Origin of the sequence: Kitasatospora sp. NPDC058406 (genome assembly GCF_042722765.1) — a bacterium.
In the GTDB taxonomy this organism is placed as follows: domain Bacteria; phylum Actinomycetota; class Actinomycetes; order Streptomycetales; family Streptomycetaceae; genus Kitasatospora.
The window spans coordinates 12,467-28,901 of sequence record NZ_JBHXKE010000012.1; the positions used below are offsets into that span (position 1 = coordinate 12,467).

General features: G+C 72.9%; 21 protein-coding genes. 1 reads left to right on the forward strand and 20 read right to left on the reverse strand.

The annotated features are described in order from the left end of the window. Nucleotides 1-3: 3 nt before the first annotated feature. From ACFWOG_RS04335 to ACFWOG_RS04420, 18 genes are all read right to left on the reverse strand, one after another. The gene (locus tag ACFWOG_RS04335) at nt 4-4,071 is read right to left on the reverse strand and encodes a phage tail tape measure protein (RefSeq protein WP_380354633.1); all 4,068 of its coding nucleotides are present in this window, start codon (nt 4,069-4,071) and stop codon (nt 4-6) included. Then, nucleotides 4,064-4,345, reverse strand: coding sequence for a hypothetical protein (locus ACFWOG_RS04340; protein WP_380354636.1), 282 nt, complete (start codon nt 4,343-4,345; stop codon nt 4,064-4,066). Before ACFWOG_RS04340 ends, ACFWOG_RS04335 begins: the two co-directional genes overlap by 8 nt. A gap of 32 nt (nt 4,346-4,377) precedes the next feature. After that, on the reverse strand, nt 4,378-4,923 hold the full coding sequence (locus ACFWOG_RS04345) for a hypothetical protein (RefSeq protein ID WP_380354639.1): 546 nt from the start codon (nt 4,921-4,923) through the stop codon (nt 4,378-4,380). Beyond that, nucleotides 4,923-5,402 carry a hypothetical protein gene (locus ACFWOG_RS04350; protein ID WP_380354641.1) on the reverse strand — a complete coding sequence of 160 codons (480 nt, stop codon included), beginning with the start codon at nt 5,400-5,402 and terminating at the stop codon, nt 4,923-4,925. Before ACFWOG_RS04350 ends, ACFWOG_RS04345 begins: the two co-directional genes overlap by 1 nt. 73 nt (nt 5,403-5,475) lie before the next feature. Further along, nucleotides 5,476-5,805, reverse strand: a complete 330-nt coding sequence (locus ACFWOG_RS04355; RefSeq protein WP_380354643.1) for a hypothetical protein — start codon at nt 5,803-5,805, stop codon at nt 5,476-5,478. Between the two features lie 13 nt (nt 5,806-5,818). After that, entirely contained in the window at nt 5,819-6,229 is a 411-nt protein-coding gene (locus ACFWOG_RS04360; protein WP_380354646.1) for a hypothetical protein, read from the reverse strand. After that, nucleotides 6,226-6,609, reverse strand: coding sequence for a hypothetical protein (locus ACFWOG_RS04365; RefSeq protein ID WP_380354648.1), 384 nt, complete (start codon nt 6,607-6,609; stop codon nt 6,226-6,228). The genes ACFWOG_RS04360 and ACFWOG_RS04365 overlap by 4 nt, the downstream gene beginning before the upstream one ends. Then, a complete protein-coding gene (locus ACFWOG_RS04370) occupies nt 6,606-7,007 on the reverse strand; it encodes a DUF6093 family protein (protein WP_380354651.1) in 402 nt (133 codons plus the stop codon). The genes ACFWOG_RS04365 and ACFWOG_RS04370 overlap by 4 nt, the downstream gene beginning before the upstream one ends. Next, on the reverse strand, nt 7,004-7,558 hold the full coding sequence (locus tag ACFWOG_RS04375; RefSeq protein ID WP_380354653.1) for a hypothetical protein: 555 nt from the start codon (nt 7,556-7,558) through the stop codon (nt 7,004-7,006). Before ACFWOG_RS04375 ends, ACFWOG_RS04370 begins: the two co-directional genes overlap by 4 nt. 1 nt (nt 7,559) lies before the next feature. Beyond that, nucleotides 7,560-8,081, reverse strand: coding sequence for a hypothetical protein (locus ACFWOG_RS04380; protein WP_380354656.1), 522 nt, complete (start codon nt 8,079-8,081; stop codon nt 7,560-7,562). A 14-nt stretch (nt 8,082-8,095) separates the two neighbouring features. After that, entirely contained in the window at nt 8,096-9,100 is a 1,005-nt protein-coding gene (locus ACFWOG_RS04385) for a major capsid protein (RefSeq protein WP_380354657.1), read from the reverse strand. Nucleotides 9,101-9,109: 9 nt separating this feature from the next. Further along, nucleotides 9,110-9,829 carry a hypothetical protein gene (locus tag ACFWOG_RS04390; protein ID WP_380354660.1) on the reverse strand — a complete coding sequence of 240 codons (720 nt, stop codon included), beginning with the start codon at nt 9,827-9,829 and terminating at the stop codon, nt 9,110-9,112. A 45-nt stretch (nt 9,830-9,874) separates the two neighbouring features. Then, complete coding sequence (locus tag ACFWOG_RS04395) at nt 9,875-10,858, reverse strand: hypothetical protein (RefSeq protein WP_380354662.1); 984 nt, start codon at nt 10,856-10,858, stop codon at nt 9,875-9,877. Beyond that, complete coding sequence (locus ACFWOG_RS04400) at nt 10,858-12,324, reverse strand: phage portal protein (protein ID WP_380354665.1); 1,467 nt, start codon at nt 12,322-12,324, stop codon at nt 10,858-10,860. Before ACFWOG_RS04400 ends, ACFWOG_RS04395 begins: the two co-directional genes overlap by 1 nt. 18 nt (nt 12,325-12,342) lie before the next feature. Continuing rightward, complete coding sequence (locus ACFWOG_RS04405) at nt 12,343-13,965, reverse strand: terminase TerL endonuclease subunit (RefSeq protein ID WP_380354668.1); 1,623 nt, start codon at nt 13,963-13,965, stop codon at nt 12,343-12,345. After that, the gene (locus ACFWOG_RS04410; RefSeq protein WP_380354670.1) at nt 13,962-14,411 is read right to left on the reverse strand and encodes a hypothetical protein; all 450 of its coding nucleotides are present in this window, start codon (nt 14,409-14,411) and stop codon (nt 13,962-13,964) included. The genes ACFWOG_RS04405 and ACFWOG_RS04410 overlap by 4 nt, the downstream gene beginning before the upstream one ends. Before the next feature lie 293 nt (nt 14,412-14,704). Continuing rightward, a complete protein-coding gene (locus tag ACFWOG_RS04415; RefSeq protein WP_380354673.1) occupies nt 14,705-15,064 on the reverse strand; it encodes a hypothetical protein in 360 nt (119 codons plus the stop codon). After that, complete coding sequence (locus ACFWOG_RS04420) at nt 15,061-15,444, reverse strand: holin (RefSeq protein ID WP_380354676.1); 384 nt, start codon at nt 15,442-15,444, stop codon at nt 15,061-15,063. Before ACFWOG_RS04420 ends, ACFWOG_RS04415 begins: the two co-directional genes overlap by 4 nt. Nucleotides 15,445-15,495: 51 nt before the next feature. Between ACFWOG_RS04420 and ACFWOG_RS04425 the strand changes: the two genes are divergently transcribed. Next, nucleotides 15,496-15,822: a hypothetical protein gene (locus tag ACFWOG_RS04425; RefSeq protein WP_380354677.1), complete on the forward strand. Its 327-nt coding sequence runs from the start codon at nt 15,496-15,498 to the stop codon at nt 15,820-15,822. Between the two features lies 1 nt (nt 15,823). Here ACFWOG_RS04425 and ACFWOG_RS04430 read toward each other — a convergent pair whose 3' ends face one another. Together ACFWOG_RS04430 and ACFWOG_RS04435 are read right to left on the reverse strand one after the other, a co-directional pair. Beyond that, the gene (locus ACFWOG_RS04430) at nt 15,824-16,030 is read right to left on the reverse strand and encodes a MerR family transcriptional regulator (RefSeq protein ID WP_380354680.1); all 207 of its coding nucleotides are present in this window, start codon (nt 16,028-16,030) and stop codon (nt 15,824-15,826) included. Nucleotides 16,031-16,147: 117 nt separating this feature from the next. Continuing rightward, nucleotides 16,148-16,432: a hypothetical protein gene (locus ACFWOG_RS04435; protein WP_380354682.1), complete on the reverse strand. Its 285-nt coding sequence runs from the start codon at nt 16,430-16,432 to the stop codon at nt 16,148-16,150. Between the last annotated feature and the right edge of the window lie 3 nt (nt 16,433-16,435).

Consider the following 16,435-nt stretch of genomic DNA (forward strand, 5'->3'; position numbering starts at 1 on the left):
CTCTCAGCCGATGTGCTCCATGTGGCGCGCCAGGTCGGCGAGTTGCTCCTCGACGGTCTGGCGGGCGCCCTGGAGGATGATGGTGGTGTCGCCGCGGGAGCGCCCGGCGGCGGCCGGAGCGGGTGGCCCGGCCAGGGCCCGGGCCGGGATCAGGTCCCGGGCGGACGGGCGGGCCGGGATGAGCTGCTGGTCGAAGAGGCTCGCGACCTGGCCGAGCAGCATCATCGAGCGCATCCGCTTGGCCGGGTCGAGCGGGATGTACGCCTCCCGCCCGGCCTCCGCCCACAGGATCGGGCGGCTGGAGACCATGGCCTCCCTGTCGGCCCAGCCGTTGGCGGCCATCCGGAGGCCGCCGTCGGCGTACCGGATCGCCCCGGCGGCCTGTTCCTCCGGGCGGTCGCCCGCGCGGTGCAGGCCCGCCGAGTAGGCGGTCTGCACGTTCACGGTCACCGTGCGGCCCTGGATCGAGTTGATGAGCTGCTGGATCCGGGTCGATCCCGACACGGCGTCGCTGACCGGGACGGTGACCTTGACGTCCTTGGTGCCCGGGACCTTTTCGACGGTGAGGCCGATGCTCTGCAGGTCGCGGATCGCGTCGGTGCTTGGCGCCCGGATCGTGATGCTCTTGCCGGGCGGGACGTCCTCGACCTTTGCCTTGACGTCCTGCAGGTCCTTGATCGTCTGGAGTGCGCCCGGGTCGGTAATCAGCGTCTGCTTGGCGGCCGGGACCTGGGCGTAGGCCATGGTCAGGCTGTCGATCTGCTGCTTGGTGAAGCCCGCCTGGGTCATCACCTTCTTCAGCGCTTCGACGTCCTCGCCCAGCACGATGGTCGCCTGCTCCGTGCTGCCGGTCTGCTTCATCACGGCCTCGGCGTGCGCCTGGGCGGCCGCGGCGGCGTCCAGGATCGCGCCCTTGACCTTGCGGCCCTTCTCGGTCGTGATGTCCAACTCGTTGCCCGAGTCTTTGACCTCCTTGCGCAGGCCTGCGAAGGACTCCTCGACACGGATCGCGGCCTGCATCGACGAGATGTTCGCGCCGTTCAGCGAGTTGAGGGCGTCGGTCAGCTTCTCGGCCTCGGACCGGGTGTCGGCCAGGTCCGAGGCGGTGACCTGGGCGGCCTCGCCGAGCTTGGCGGTGCCGGAGGCCGCCGCGTTGGTGGCCTCCGCCTCACGCTTGGCGGCGGCCACCGAGTCGTTGACCTTGCCGGTCAGGCTGCCCAGTGACCCGTCGACCTTGTCGAGGTTCTTCTGCCAGTCCTTCGCGATGCCGACGGCCGCCAACTGCACGTTGGTGGACTCGCCGGACGCGGTCCGGAAGGACGCGAGGTGGCCGTTGACACGCTCCAGGGCGGAGCCGTTGCCGAGGATCGCCTCGGTGAGGTCAGCGGTGCTGAGCCCCATCGTCTGGGCGGCCTTGAGGACCCCGTCGGTCTCCAGCTTGTGCGCCACCCACGCCTTGGTGGCCGCGCCGATCGCGTTGCCGTCGGCCTTGACGGCCTCGGTGAGGTCCTGCGTCTGCTGCTTCGCGTCCTTCGTGGACAGGCCGAAGATGGTCAGCGCGGCGACCGCGAGACCGATGGCCGCACCCCACGGGCCGGTCAGGACGGACATGGTGCCCGTCGCCGCCGCCGTGAGCCGCGGCATGGTCAGCGCCAGGCTGGTGACGGCCGCGCGGAATGCCGCGATGCGCGGGAGGATCAGCATGAAGCCGCCGGCGGCGATCAGGAGCGCGCCGCCGAACGCCAGGACCCCCGCGGCCGAGTTCTGCGCCCAACTCGGCAGGGAGGTGTAGGCGTTGACGAGGTCGGTGACCCACTGGGCCATGCTCCGCAGGGTCTTGTTGGCCTCGGTGCCGGTCTGAATCAGCGCGACCTCCAGGGCGCCCTTCAGCGCCTCCAGGTCGCCCGCCAGGTTGTCGAGCTGGGTGGCGGCCATCCGGGACGCGGCGCCCTGATCGTTGACCGCGTCGCGGTACCGGTCGACGCCCTCGGCGCCCAGCTCGTAGAGGATGGTCGCCGCGCGCACGGAGTCCGAGCCGAAAATGGTCGCGAACGCGGCGTTCCTCGCCTCCGGCGTCAAGTCCGAGAAGCTGCTCTTCAGGTTGCCTGCGAGCTTGGTGAGGCCGACGAAGTTGCCGCCCGTGTCGTAGGCGGAGAACCCCAACTGCTGCATGATGCCGAGCGCCTCGTCGGACTGCGGGACCAGGCGCTGCAGCATCGTCTTCAGCGACGTGCCGGCGTCCGAGCCGATCAGCGCCCTGTCCGCGAAGGCCGACAGCGCGCCGACGGTGTCCTCCAGGGACAGGCCGGTCTGGCGGGCGAGCAGACCGCCCATACGCAGGGACTCGCCCAGCCCGTGGACGTCGGCCGCACTTTTGTTCGCACCTGCGGCCAAGAGGTCGGCGATGTGGGTGACGTCCTTGCCCTTCAGGCCGAAGGAGTTCATGGCCTGCGCGGATACGACGGCCGCCTCCGCGAGGTCGACCTGACCGGCGGCGGCGAGGGCCAGGGCGCCCTTGAGCGCGCCACCCAGGATGTCCTTCACGGACACGCCCGCCTTGGCGAGCTCGGCCTCGGCCTGCGCGGCCTGGGACGCGGAGTAGGCGGTCTGCCGTCCGGCGTCCAGCGCGGCGTCACGCAGCCGGGTCATGTCCTCGGCGGTGGCGCCCGCGACGGCCTGCACGCCGCTCATCGCCTTCTCGAAGCGGGCGGCAGTGATCGAGGCCGCGGCGAACGCGCCGAGCATCAGCAGGCCGGCGGTGCGCATCGTCCCGAAGGCCTTCTCGCCGCGCTCGGCCGCGGACACCATGGCCGAGCCGGCCGCCGCCGCATTCGTGCGGGTGGCGGCCGACCAGCTCGTGACGGCCATCTGCGCGCGGCCCCAAAGCGACGCCTGCGCGGCGGCGGCCTCGGCGGTGACGATGCCGGCGGCGGCCGCCGCCTCGGTCAGGGCGATCCGGGACGCGAGGCCGATCCGCTCCACCCCGGTGGCGGCGGCCAGGTTGGCGGAGGTGAGGGTGGTGGAGACCTGGCCGATGGCGAGCGACGAGCGGGTGCTCGCCGCGGTGATCTGCGCCAGCGAGGCCGTCGCGGCGGTGCCCCCGGCTGCGAACGCCGGGGGGATCTCCCCGGCGACGGCGGTGACGCGCTGGCTGGCGCGCAGGGCGCCGGTGGCGGCCGCGAGGGTGCTGGCCGTGAGCGTCGTCGAGGCCTGCGCGAGAGCCAGCGAGGAGCGGGTGCCGGCGGCGGTGATCTGGGCCAGGGTGCCGGTCGCGGCGGCACCGGCGGCGGCGAACGTCGGGGGGATCTCGGCCGCGGCGGCGGCGATGCCCCGGGTGGCGGCGGCGGCCGGCGGGGCCGCGGTGGTGACCTCGGTCAGGGCGGAGCGGCCTACCGCGCCGAGCCGGCCGAGCGCGGCCGAGGCCTCGCCGGACAGGGCCACCGTGGTGGTGCCGGTGCGGGCCAGGGCCTGGCTGGCGGTCGTCGCCGAGACGGCGATCCCGTCGAGGGAGCGGGTGGCGGACGCCCCGGCGGCCCGGAAGGTGGCCGGGATCGGCCCGGCGGCGGCCGCGATCCGCTCGGTCGCGGCGGCCGCCGGCCGGGCGGCAGCGGTGACCTCGGCGAGGCTGCCGGTGCCGGTGGCGGCGAGCCGGGCCAGTGCCTCGCCTGCGGTCGCCGACATGCTCACCGTGGTGGCACCGGTGCGGGACAGAGCCTCGGAGGCGCCGGTGGCCGACGTGGAGATCTCGCCGAACGCGCCCGCGGCGGACATCCCGGCCGCCCGGAAGACGGCCGGGATGTCCGCGGTCACCAGGCCGAGCCGCTCCACGCTGACCGTCGTGGCCGCGAGGGACTCCTGGGTGGATCGGCCCGAGGTGCGGGCGGCGGCCGCGGTCTGCTCGAAGGAGCGCTGCGCGGACGCGGCGGCCTGCTGGAACGCGGACTCCTGCTGGTCCGCCGACGCCCGAGCGGCCTGGCCGACCCGCCGGAAGTCCTGCTCCGACTGGGTCGCGCCCCGGCGCGCGGCCGAGTTGTCCAGTCCGAGGCGGACGGTCACGGTGCGGTCAGCCACGGCGGCCCTCCTTCCGGTGGACGTGGACGTGGACGCCGTCGCTGTCGCCGTCCTTCTGGAACGCGCGGGTGGTGTAGGCGGCGGTGGTGCAGGCGTGGCAGCGGATCACCTCGGCCGTCCACCCCTCCTCCAACTCGGGGCTGGTCGACTCGCCGAGCGGCTGGCCGCAGCCGCGGCACGTCTCGTCCTCGACCTGCAGGAGAGCGAGCGCCCACGCCCGATCGGAGTCGGTCCACAGCGCCTCACCGGGCCCGGGCGCCCGGCCCAGGAACACCGACCTCGGGACGCCCCAGGCGCGGGCGGCCTCTACTTCCCGGCGGTGAGGGAGGCGGCGGTCGCGGAGGCGAGCAACGAAAAAGGGACGGCCTGCACCACGCTGGTGTTCAGCTTCCACACGGCGTCGAACAGGGCCTCCTGCTGGCCGGCCGTCAGCTTCTTGTCCAGCCGCTGGTACTGCTCGACGGTCATGACCGGTGCGACGGCGCACGCGGCGACGGCCGCGGGCCCGAACGTGTCCGGGTCGAACAGGCGGCCCGCGTCGCCGGGGTGGGCGGCGAGCAGGTCCGACCACGCCTGGGGCACCAGCGCGCGGAAGCGGTACTCGACCAGGTGCTCGGCCATCTCGGCCCGCAGCTCCTCCATGCGCACGGCGATCGTGGTCGTCGGGCTGCCCGCGAGGGAGTCGCCGACGAAGGTGGCCGCCGCGGTGAGCTGCCGCTCCAGGTCCTCGTACTCGCCCTGGAGGTGACCGGCCATGCACAGCGGCACGGTGGTCTCGCGCAGGGTCGCGTTCGCGATGATGCTCTCGATGTCCGGCCCGGCCGGGCGCGGGGCGGGTCCCTTGCCGGCCATCAGGCGACCACCGCATCCGGGGTCGCCTCGGACGTCACCTTCAGCGGGACGCTGTACTTGGCGACCTCGTTGGCCGCCGGGGACTTGCGGGCCCGCTGGCCGCAGGCGACCGGGTACACCTCCACGGACTGGCCGCTGGCGAACGCGGTGGCGAACGGGATGTCGCGGCGCACGACGAGGAAGCCGTGGGTGCCGCGGGTGAGGGTGGTGTAGGGCAGCTGCTCGGTGGGCGTCGACCCGATTTTGAAGGTCAGCTCCAGGTCCCACTTGACCCGGCCCACCTCCTCGGTGTCGGTGGTGGATCCGAGGCTGCCGGTGTCGACACCGGCCGTGGACGGGTCGGCCTTCAGGCCGTCGGGGGTGATGCGCAGGGTGTAGTCGGGGGCGGCGTTCAGCTCGGTGGCGCCCGGTGCGCTCTGGCTGGAGAGCGAGGCGCACCACACCACCTTGGTGAGGCCGTCGCTGATGAGGTCGGACACAGGAGACTCCTCGGGCATGAGAAGCGCCCCGGCCGATGGCACGGGGCGAGCGGGAACGAGGTGCGGGGACGGGTCAGGACCGGTAGGCGGCGACGGTCACCGACGTGACGCCGGAGTAGGAGATCGAGGCCAGCCCGTCGGACGGGTTGGTGTTGAGTTCCGCGAAGATCGGGATCTTCTTGGTCGCGGAGGCGGCGATGGTGACGGTGCGGTCGGCGGCGGCCTGGCCGCGGACGGCGGCGTAGGACGGGACGGTGACGGTGATCGGCGCCCCGCCGCCGTTGGTCACCTCCACCCACACGCGGTCGCCGACCGGGGCGACCTTGTCGCCGCCGGCGGACGCGGCGACCGGGGATTCGAGGGTGCCGGCCGCGGCGATCGCGGCAGGGGTGAGCGTGGCCATGAGGCCCTCCAGATCAGTCGGAGATGGATCGGAGCCCGTACTGGACCGGCAGGTACCAGCAGGGCGGGGTGACGTCGTCGTCCCGCTGCAGGGGCGGGCCGCCGAGCGTCCTGGGGCGCCAGCACACCCGGCCGTCCACGATCAGGCCTGCGGTGAGGGCACGCCGGACGCGGCCGGCCGTGCCGATCGCGCCCTCGGGCGTGCTGGCCACCGCGGTCGCCTGCAGCGGGAGATCGAGGTCGGTCCGGTCGTCGGCGAGGCTCGCCGCGGACTCGATGCCGGGCGACGGGTACAGCACCACGTACGTCTTGGGCAGGGCGGCACCCGGCGGGGCGCCGCCGACGTAGACGGTCAGCCCGGCCGCGGCGATGGCGGCCTTCGCGGCGAGGACGTGCGGCAGGTCCTCCGGCACGGGGACGCTCACAGCAGCCTCCGGGCGAGCTGCTCGACAGCGGCCACGAAGCGCGGCTCCTCCGCGATCAGGGCCCGGCCGCCGTCGTTGTGCGGGGCGTTCCTCGAGGAGCCGAACTCCAGCAGGTTGCCGAGCGAGCCCTGCTTCGCGCCCTTGTCGGGGCCGATGACCGCCGCGGGGCCGCCGCCGGGCAGCACCTCGGGGTCGTAGCCGATCGTGCCGGGGTAGTGCGGCGCGTACCGCCCGGCCGTGGCCCGCGCGTTGGCCGCCCAGTCACGCTTCACGTTCAGTGCGCCGCGGCTGACGACCTGCCGGCACTCGCGGTCCAGTTCGGCACCCGCCCGGGCGAGGTCTCGGATGACGGCCTCCAGGCCGCTGATGTCCGCGCTCACGACCGGTCCTCCGCACTGATCCGCCACGCGGTCGCGGTGGCGCTGTAGGCGACGCCGGTGACGTGCAGCACGAGACCGGGCATTCGGGGGTCGGGGCTGGTGTCGACGGTGGCCGTGTCGCCGGGCAGGACCGGGGCGGCCGGGACGGCGGCGAAGGGCAGCTTCACCTCGTAGCGCATCAGGACGGCTTCACGCTGGCCGGCTTGGACGTCCTCGGGCATGCTCTGGAGCGGCTTGACCTGCGCCTTGCCGGTGTAGAGCAGGGTGGACGAGGTGGTGGTCTCGCCGGTGACGGGGTCGTAGACGTCGGGCCCGGGGTGGGACAGGCGGATGCTCTCCTGCATCCGGGCTTCCGCCATCGCCCGACCGGCCGTGAGGGCGGCGGCCTCGGTGGTCATCCGCTCACGCTCACCTTCGGTCCGGCGAAGGCGAGCCGGATGGTCTCGGCCTCGCCATCGAGGAGGGAGGCCCGGGCGTCCGCCAGGGTCTCCGAGAAGTCGTCCACGGCGTGCTGGCGGATCATCGTGGGGTTGAGCAGGGTCCGCTTGACCGCGTCGCAGGAGATCGCCCGGGCGACCTGGTAGGCGGGCTGGTCCTCGTCCAGGCCGTGGGAGTAGGTGACGGTGGTGGCGCCCCGCCACACACAGCCGTCGAGGCGGGTGAGCCTGTCACCGCCGTCCCACTCCCACTGGTCGGCGGTCAGCCCGGCGACGGCGGTGACCGCGAGGACCGGGCGTTGGGGCAGCGTCAGACACGGGCCACCGGAGCCGCGCAGGACGACGGTGTCGTTGTCGACGCGGCTGATCTGCTGGTACCCGGCGGTCATGCGGATGAGGTGGGAGGTGTCGCCGAGGAGCCGTTCGGCCTGGGCCTGCTCCTCGACGCTCAGTACCCGCTCGGGCGGCAGGCGGCCGATCAGGTCGGCCACCGAGGCGAACGCGCCGAGCATGTCAGCCCCCGTACGTCTTGATCAGCTCCGCCTTGGTGGCCTTCTCGATCTCGGCCCGCCCGGCCTCGTCGTCGGCCTCGGTCTGGGCCAGCGCCCAGGCGCGCCACTCGGCGACCGGCGCGGCCTGCACCGGACGCTGGAGCTCGCCGGTTCCCTCCACCGGCGGGGCCGATTCCTCCTGCGGGGCCGGCGGGGTGTGGGTGGTCAGGCCGGGTGCGGTGACGGCCGGACCGTGCGGGTCGCCCGCCCCGGCGCCGGTCGGCGCCTGGTGGTCGCCAGCGCGCGGGTCGACGGCGGCGTCCCGCAGCGGGGCGCCGACGCGCCGCACCGTGACGTCCCGGGCGTCCACCGCGGGCGCGACGGGCCGCAGGGGGTTGAGGATCTCGCCGTCGACCTCGTAGCCGGCGCCCCGGCAGTAGCCGATGACGGCCTCGTCGTCGGTCTCGGCGGTGCCGTCCATGAAGTGGATGTTGCCGGGGCCCGGCCCGGTGTAGCCGGGCACGGGCGTGCGGATGGTGGCCACGGTGCTCTCCTCGCTCAGGCCGACTTGATGTTGCGGAAGACCGCGGCGGCCCGGGTGGCCTTGAGGGCCACGGCGACCGGGCCGAGCTCCACCTCGCCGGTCTTGACGGCGCCTGAGGTGCTGAAGTCGGGCATCCACGAGGTCACCAGCGGCTGACCGGCCATGGAGACGCCGTGGAACGCGTCCAGGCCGAACCGGACGGCGTAGAGGTCGCCGAGGCTGGTGATGTTGCCGCCCGCGCCGCCCGCGTCCGGGTCGCGGGTCACCAGACCGATGACGTCGTTGTTGCTGCCCGCCTTGGCACCGGGGTTGACCAGCGGGATGCCGTTGTAGCGCTCGATGGGCCGGCCGAAGGCGTCCTGGGTCTTGTCGTACTGGTCGCTCCAGATCGCCAGGGTCTTGAAGAGTGCCAGGGTCTTCTTGTTGCCGAGGATCGCGCCGGGCGCCTCGTCCATGGTGGACAGCCAGGTGTCGACGTGCCGGAGCGCGGCCAGCGCACCGGCCTTGTCGCTGACCGTGGTCCAGTCGACGTACCCGGTGGACACGCCGTTGCCGAGGGGGAGGTACTCGGTGGAGCTACCGGTGAGGATCTTGGACAGGCCGTCGAAGCCGTTGGCGTCCACCGCGGTGTCGCCGTTGATCACGGCGTCGGCGAACTTCGCGCGGGCGGCCTTGATCTTCTGCTGCATCTGCAGGGTCGTCTCGGCGGCCCGGGCAACGGCGTTCAGGACGCGGTCGATCTGGAAGGACCCGCCGAGGGGCTTCAGGTCGACCGTGTACTGCTGCTTGGTGACCTCGCCCGGGGTGTACTCCGAGTTGATCGCGCGGAAGTCGGCGTTCGCCTGGGTGATCAGGCGCAGGTAGCCGTAGGTCAGGGTCCCGCCGGAACCGCCGACGTTGACGACGTCGTCGAACGTCATGCTGTCGAGCAGGAAGGACGACTTCGCGAACTCGTCGATGACGGTCCGGTCGATGTCGTCGGTCGCGTTGAGCTTCGCCTGGGCGAGCGTCACGGGCATGGGTTTCTCCTATCGGCCGGACTGTGCGGCCAGACGGGCCGCGACCGCCTCGCCGAGGCTGGCCGCGCGCTTGGTGGGGGGCTTGCGGGCGCCGCCGTCGGCGCCGCCGGCGAACCGCCGGCCGCCGCCGTCCTTCTCGGACCGGGCGGCCAGGTAAGGCTCGTCCTCCAGGAGCTCGTCGATGAGCTCGTTGATCGCGTCGCGGTCGGGTCGGCCCTTGTCGTTCGTCGGGATGTCGGACAGGTCGAGCAGGCGCGCGGCGAGCTGCGGGTTGGCCAGACGGCCGGCGGCGGACGCGATCGCCGCGGCCTCGACGCGCTCGGTCCACACCTCGGCGCGGGCCTCCTCGCGAGCCTGGGCGCGCAGGGCCTCCGGGTCCTTGTCGTCGTCCTTCTTCGTGTCGTCCTGCCGGCCGCCGTCCTGCCGGGCGGTGCGCAGCTGGGACTTCAGCTGGCGGTTCTCCTTGCGGAGCTCGCGCAGGGCCTTCTTGCCGGCGTCGCCGAGATCCTTCTCGTCGTCCTGGTCGTCGCCGTCGCGGTCGTCGTCCTGGTCGTCATCGGTCTCGTCGTTGTCGCCCTGGTCGCCGTCGTCCTGCCCGTCGTCGTCGGTGCCGTCGCCGCCGCGGATGGGCCAGATCGGCTGGGGGCCGTCCTCGCCGAACCGGGGCCGTCGCCAGCCGACGGCGCGCAGGCCGGTCAGGGTGTGCAGGGGCAGGGTGGTGTCGAGCATCGCGCTCTCCGTGGTGTCGTGGGCGGCGTCGCGCCGCCCGGGGGGTCAGATCAGGTAGGCGTACCGGCGCAGAAGCTCGATCGCTTCGTCGCGGGTCGCGGCCAGCCGGTAGATCTCCTCCGGCATCAGCCGCGCCGAGCGGAGCTGAAACCGGCGGCCGATGTCGGCCGGTACCCGGCCTGCGGCGATCGCCCGGGCGCGCTCGCGCCGGTAGAACGTGCCGCGCTTCGTGGTGCCCTCTCGGGTCGCCTTCACCCCGTCGGCGGTGGTGTACAACCTGCCCTTGCGGCGCGCGTTGACCACCTGTCCGATGTCGGCGCCGTCCCGGATCGCCTGGGCGCCCTTCTCGCCGAACCGCCTGCGCTGCTCGGAGAGGGAGAGGCTGTCGAAGTAGCGCCGCGGCTCCAGGTGCGCGCCGCGGCGCCCCCGTACGGTCGGCTCGTGGATGCACTGGCAGTTGGGGTGCCGGTCGAACGCGGTGGCGCTGCCGTAGACCTGCCCGGCCAGGATGATGCAGCGCGCGCACCCGCGGCCGCCCACCACGCGTACGTAGCCGGTGCAGCGGCGGTCGGCGACGATGCCGGCCCCGGAGGCGACCCGGCCCGCGTCGGTGACCTCCGAGGTGACCGTGCGCAGGAGTTGGGAGCGGCCTCGCTGGAGGGCCAGGTCTGCGGGCAGGCCGGCGGCGACGTCGGTGACCGCGGTGATCGAGGGCAGCTCCAGGAGCGAGCGCAGGTCGCGCCCGTCGGCGGCCAGGCCCGCGAACGCGGCCACGTTGAGTTCCCCGGCCGGGTCGGGTGCGGCGCCGGCGGCGAGCACGGCGGCCGCCACGTAGTCCTGGGCGCCGCCCGCGCTCGCCTGCTGGGCTGCGACAAGGACGGCGAACATCTGCTCGGCGACCTGCTGCCAGGAGGCTCGGATCAGTCGGCCGTCGACCCGGGCCCACAGGGCGTCGGCGGAGGCCACCGCCCGTGCGGTGACGGCGCGCTGGCGGGCCGCCCGCTGCTCGGAGACCTCCAGCGCGGGCATCAGGCCACCCCTGCGGCCGCCGGGTCGCCCGCAGGCTCCAGCGGGCCGGGGTCGTCGACGCCGGAGAACGCCAGGGCCCTCGCGGCCCGGTTGGCGTCCTGCTCCAGCATCGCCTCCATGCGGTCGATCTGGGTCGGGGTGTAGCCGAGGTCCTCCATGAGCTGGCGCCACGGCACGCCGATGGACTTCTTCTTCAGGACCGCGTCGACGTGCTGGGCTTCGGTCCGGTACTCGACCGAGGCCCAGATCGTCTCCGCGAGCGGGTCGTTGCCGCGCTTCTTGTCGTCCTCGACGAGGAAGCACAGGCGGGCCATCTCCTCCCACGTCTCCCCGACGAAGGACGTCTTGTCCTTCGTCTTGGAGATGAGGCCGGCCTCGGAAGCGGTCAGCGCGTCGGCGGCGACGTTCTCGACCTTGCCCATGAAGTACGTGGCGGGGGTCGAGCTGATCGCGGCGATGTGCTCGACCAGCAGCTCGACGCCGGTGCGGAAGTTGCGCAGGTCGGCGGCTGCGAAGTTCCCGAACTTCGCGTCCGGTGAGCTCGCGCGCAGCATCTTGGACAGTGACAGGCGCCACAGCTCCGGGTCGTCGATCTCCTGGCCGGTGCGCGGGTCCTTCGGCAGGTCGATGCCCGTGCCCCAGCGGGCCGGGAATGCGCCGTCCTCCGAGGCGGTCAGCAGGTCGATGATCAGCTTGTTGACGGCCCGCTGCATCGGGATGACCTGGGCGTGTTCGGGTGTGGAGGGGTCCACCAGGCGCGGGGCGTTGGCCAGTTCCAGCATCGGTACCCGGCCGAGCGGGTTGGCGATGACGGCCGGGTCGAGCTTGCCGTCGGACCGGGGCGTCCAGCCGCGCAGCTCCGCGCCCGCGGGCAGGACCAGCCCGGAGGCCAGGGCCGCGCGCCGGCGCCACTTCCAGATCTGGTCCGGCAGGTACAGGGTGGCGTAGACGGAGCCGTCGTCGTCCGCCCAGCGCTTCAGCGCGGCCTTGCGGCGGCGCCGGTTACCCGGCTCGTACGCCACGATGCACTGGGTCGCGTCCTCGACCGTGATCTCGGGCCCGGTCTCGTTGTCGTCCGGGTCCTCGGCCCAGACCAGCACGAACGCGCGGGCCTTGACCATCATCTCGGTGTGCGCGATGCGGGCCCAGGCGTCCATGCCGTTGGCCTGCCAGAACCGCTGGGCGTCGCGGTCGGCCCGGGCCGGTTCGCCGTCGCCGTCGCCCCCGAACCGGAACCCCAGCGGGGTCATGCGTTTGGCGGGCGCGTCGCAGACGATGCCGCACCAGTTGTCCGAGAAGTCGGCGAACAGGCCGCCGAACGCTTCTTTGAAGCGGGCCGACGCGAAGCCCAGGTTGTGCTTGCCCTTGTAGAAGTCGTTCCAGTGGGTGATGTCGCCCTGGCGCCGGTCCAGCTGGTCCTCCAGCCGACGGACCAGGACCTGGGCCTCCCGCTCGGAGATGGCCATGCGAGCCCCCCTTCCTGGTCAGCTGTAGCCGGTGAACGAGGACGAGGCCGTACCGCCGGCATCGCGGCGCAGGTGGTCGGCACGGGCCTCGACGGCGAGCGCGGCGGTCACCGCGCTGTCGATCTTCCGGTCGTGGGACGGCTTGGCGATCGCGACCAGCCCGCCCGGACGCCTCATCGGCTTGGCGTTGCCGACGTGGTCGGCCATCGTCGGGTGGCCGTCGTGGGTCAGCTCGCCTGCGAGCACGGACGTCTTGAACCGGTCCAGGGCCGGGCACATGCGGGTCGCGATCCGCGTCTCGAAGATGAGGAAGGTGTCTTCGCCGAACTCGGCCGACCAGTCGTCGCACTCGTCCCGCCAGTCCGGCGGGTCCCCGTACGCCCGCGCCACCCGGTAGGTGTCGAAGACGTAGGTCATGCCGGCCTTCACCTCGGCGCGCGGGACCCGCCACGCGTCGGGGTCGCCGTCGTCCCACTTCGTCCAGATCATCGGACGGCCGTCCGGGAACCGCGGGGTGAAGACGTAGCCGTCGGACACCCGGCACGCGGTGATCGCCGTGCAGTCGTCGTGGTCGCTGCCGTCGAACCCGACCGTGATCAGCTCGCCCGGCTCGACGTCCTGGGGCAGCGCGCACCGCTCCCACAGGTGCTTCGACAGCCACGTCTCGCTGAGGCTGACCGGCAGGTTGAGGAAGTACCTCCTGAATTTGGCCCGGTCCTGGGTGGGCTTGCGGGCCAGGGCGATCATGCGGTCCAGGTCCATGTGCGCGGCGAACGGGCCGTACGCCGCGATCAGGCCGGCCTTCAACTGGACCGGGTCGTCGTACGCCTCGTCCTCCAACAGGGCGGCGGGCGCCTGCTTGTGGTCGAAGTACAGCCGCGGCGCCTTGCCCGACCTGGCGTTGCGGTGAGTCCGCTCGGCGATCGAGTCCTCGCCGATCGCGTACATCGTGCTGGTCTGCAGGAACCACGGCTCGGCCGCCTTGCGCTTCATCGTGTTGCGCTCGACCGTCTCGTACATGCCCCGCAGCTCGGGCAGCACGTACAGGTGCGTCTCGTCCGCGACGGAGAACGACTCCTTGCCGCCGTCCTTCGCCGCCGAGGACGATGTCGACGGGCGGATCTCGCCGCCGTCCGGGAGGAACACCCGGGTGGAGGTCTGCCAGTCGTTGCCGATGTCGATGCCGGGGTAGTCCTCGGCGATCCGCTCGCTGTGCGCGAGCATGTAGGTGATGTTCGCGTAGGTGTTGCCGACCTGGGTTTCCTCGGTCGCTAGGCACCGAATGAACGGGTACGTGATCGGGACGCCGACCGGCTCGCCGGGCGCGTACTCGTAGCCCCAGTCCGAGACCTCGCCCGGCTCGGCCCAGTGGTCGAAGCGCACCGGCGCCAGCGCCTCCGCGCAGGCGATCGCGCCGGCGATCTCCGACTTGGCGCGGCCCTTCGCGCGGGACAGCAGCACCTCGTCGAAGCGCCGTCGGCCCTCGCCGTCGACCGCGTACGTGCACGCCAGGAAGTGCAGGATCTCGACGTCCAGCTCGATCGGCTGTCCCTGCACGTCGCCGGGGCCGTGGAGGAGGTAGTACTCGATCCAGTCGGCGACGGCGTACCCGAGGGAGCGCCGGACGCCGGGCCGCCTCATTCGTCACCGACCGCCCGAAGCCTGTCCCGAACGTCCCCGGCGGAGCGGCGGGCGGCGGCACGCTCGGCGGCACGCGTCGCCCCCTTGCCGACCTCGGCCGAGCCGAGCGACCAGCGCAGCCGCAGCCGGTCCGCCGCCGTTCCGCCGAGAGCGGCCTCGTTCAGCCGGATCTCGGCGAGCAGCTCCTTCTTCGGCTCTGCCCAGAACAACTCGACCAACTGCGCGAGCATGTGCAGTCGCTGCCAGTCCGTGGCCAGGAAGGTCGCGGCCTGCGGCGACCCCTTCCAGGTGTCGTACCAGGCCAGCGTGCGGGAGTCGTAGTCGTGGCCGCCCGGCAGGACGGGGGCCGGTCCGGTGTAGCCCTCGGCCGGCAGCACGGTGCCGACGGGCGCGTCGCCGTTGCGGCGGCGGTGGTTCGGGTTTGGCGTGGGACCGACACCAGCCATAGCTGATCGCCTCCTCTCCAGTCGTTGCTGTGGGTAGCCGATCGGGGCCGCCGGGAACCCCCAGACCCGTACACGCCGCGAGATACCTCCCCCGCGGGTCCCGCCGGGCTGGGCGGAGGGGGTCACCCCCCTGGGGTCAGTCACCCTCCGTGGTTGACAGCCAGAGGGAGCCAGCAGGTAGCGACCGGCCGGCCAGGGCACACTGGACGGCCGGGCACTCCTCGGCGGTCCACGTGTGCTCCTCAGCGACCATCAGGCCGCCTCCGGGCAGCCGGTAGAGCTCCACCATGTGCTCACCCATCGGTGCTGGCGGGCATCCGGTAGACGGTGATGTAGCTGGCGCCGAGGTCGCCGAGTGCGGTCACGTCGACCTGGGAGACGACGACCCCGGGGATCAGGACCTGCTGGTCGACGGTACGGCGGACGGTCCAGACGCGGTTGCGGTTGTCCGGGTCGACCAGCTTGTGGCCGGTGCTGGATCGCTGGAGCTCGTGGTAGCAGATGACGCTGTGGTCGGCGGTCTGCTCGATGGTGAGCGGCAGGTCGGCGGACACGTCCTCCGGGGCGATGCCGTTGGCTGTGAGCCAGTGGCACAGCAGCTCGCGGTGCTTGTCGATCTGCGTGGGTGTGATGGTCAGCAGGACCGTGCTCATGCGTTCCACCCTCCGGGCTGATGCGCTGCTGTCTCGCGGCTGTGGCAGCTGTGGCAGAGGCCGCGGCCGTGGGCGGGGTCGTCGGGGTCGTGGCCGGCGTCGACGAGGTCGCGTCTGCTGAGCGGGTGGTGGTCGGCGTGCCGGCTGGGCTGGCCGCACGGGGCGCCGTGTCCGTGGTCCTGCGCGGTGCACACGCACAGCGGGTCGCGGGCGAGGACGCCGGGGCGGAAGCGGGTGCGGTGCTGCTGACCGTAGCCGCGCTGGGTGGTGGTGCCGCGGGCCCGGTCGGCCTCGGCGCGGTGGGCGGGGCAGCGGCCGCTGTCGGTGATCGTGGGGCAGCCGGGCACGGTGCAGACGGTGCGTGCTCTGCGTCTGGCCACTTCGGATCACCTGCCTCTAGGCTGTGCGCCCTCTGGACCGAGGGGGTCGTGATGGCGTCTCAGGTGACGCAGGGTGTGATCGTGGGCGGGCTGACGCTGGCCGCCGGGGGCTTCGCGCTGGGCTTCTTCCCGGTGGGTGACGACTGCGGGTCGCCGTGGTCGCCGAAGGAGTCGAGCTACTCGCGGGACGTGTCGGCGGAGTGCACGCTGAAGATCAGCGAGCGGCAGGCGCCGGCGTGGATGCTGTTGACCGCCGGGGCCGCGGGGCTGTTCGGTGGTCTGGCCGCGCGTCCGAAGCTGGAAGCGACCGTCCCGGCCAACCCGGTGGAGGAGGAGCCGAAGCGGCGCGGTGTGGGCGAGGGGCCGTTGGTGCCGTAGGTCAGGCGGCGACGGAGCCGACGGTGCGGCGCGCTCGGTCGCGGGTGGCCCGCTCGGCCCGGGCGGCGGTGAGCTGGCGGTAGAGGGGGCGGCCGCGATCGTCGAGCCCGTCGGGGGTGATGATGCCGCGCTCCTTCCACTTTCGGACGGTGGCGGGGTCGACGCCGCAGAGGGCGGCGACCTCGGGGCCGGTCAGCAGGTGGTCCATGCTGCCTCCCTGGGGAACGACGAAGGGCCCGGAGCGTTGCTCCGGGCCCTTCGTGATGTAGGCGCACGTGTGGTGCTGTCAGCAGCGTGACACACCGGGTGGATCATGTGCAAGCGGCTACTGCGCGGCGCTCCTGAATCGGCGGTAGTAGCGGCCGGCGGTGGCCTGACTCACGCCGCACTCGGCGGCGGCGGCGCGTGTCGACGTGCGGCGGCACCAGCAGCGGTGGAGAGCAACGATCGTGTGGTCGGGGAGCGTGGATCGGCGGCCCTGAGTCGCCTGATTCAGCTGATTCAGCGCGGTGAGTTCGGGGCCGCCCTGGGGCGGCATCGTGGTGCGGTAGACGTGGGGGCCGGCGAGTGCGGCGGTGATGGCGTGAGTCAGGTCGGGTGTGGCGGTCATGGG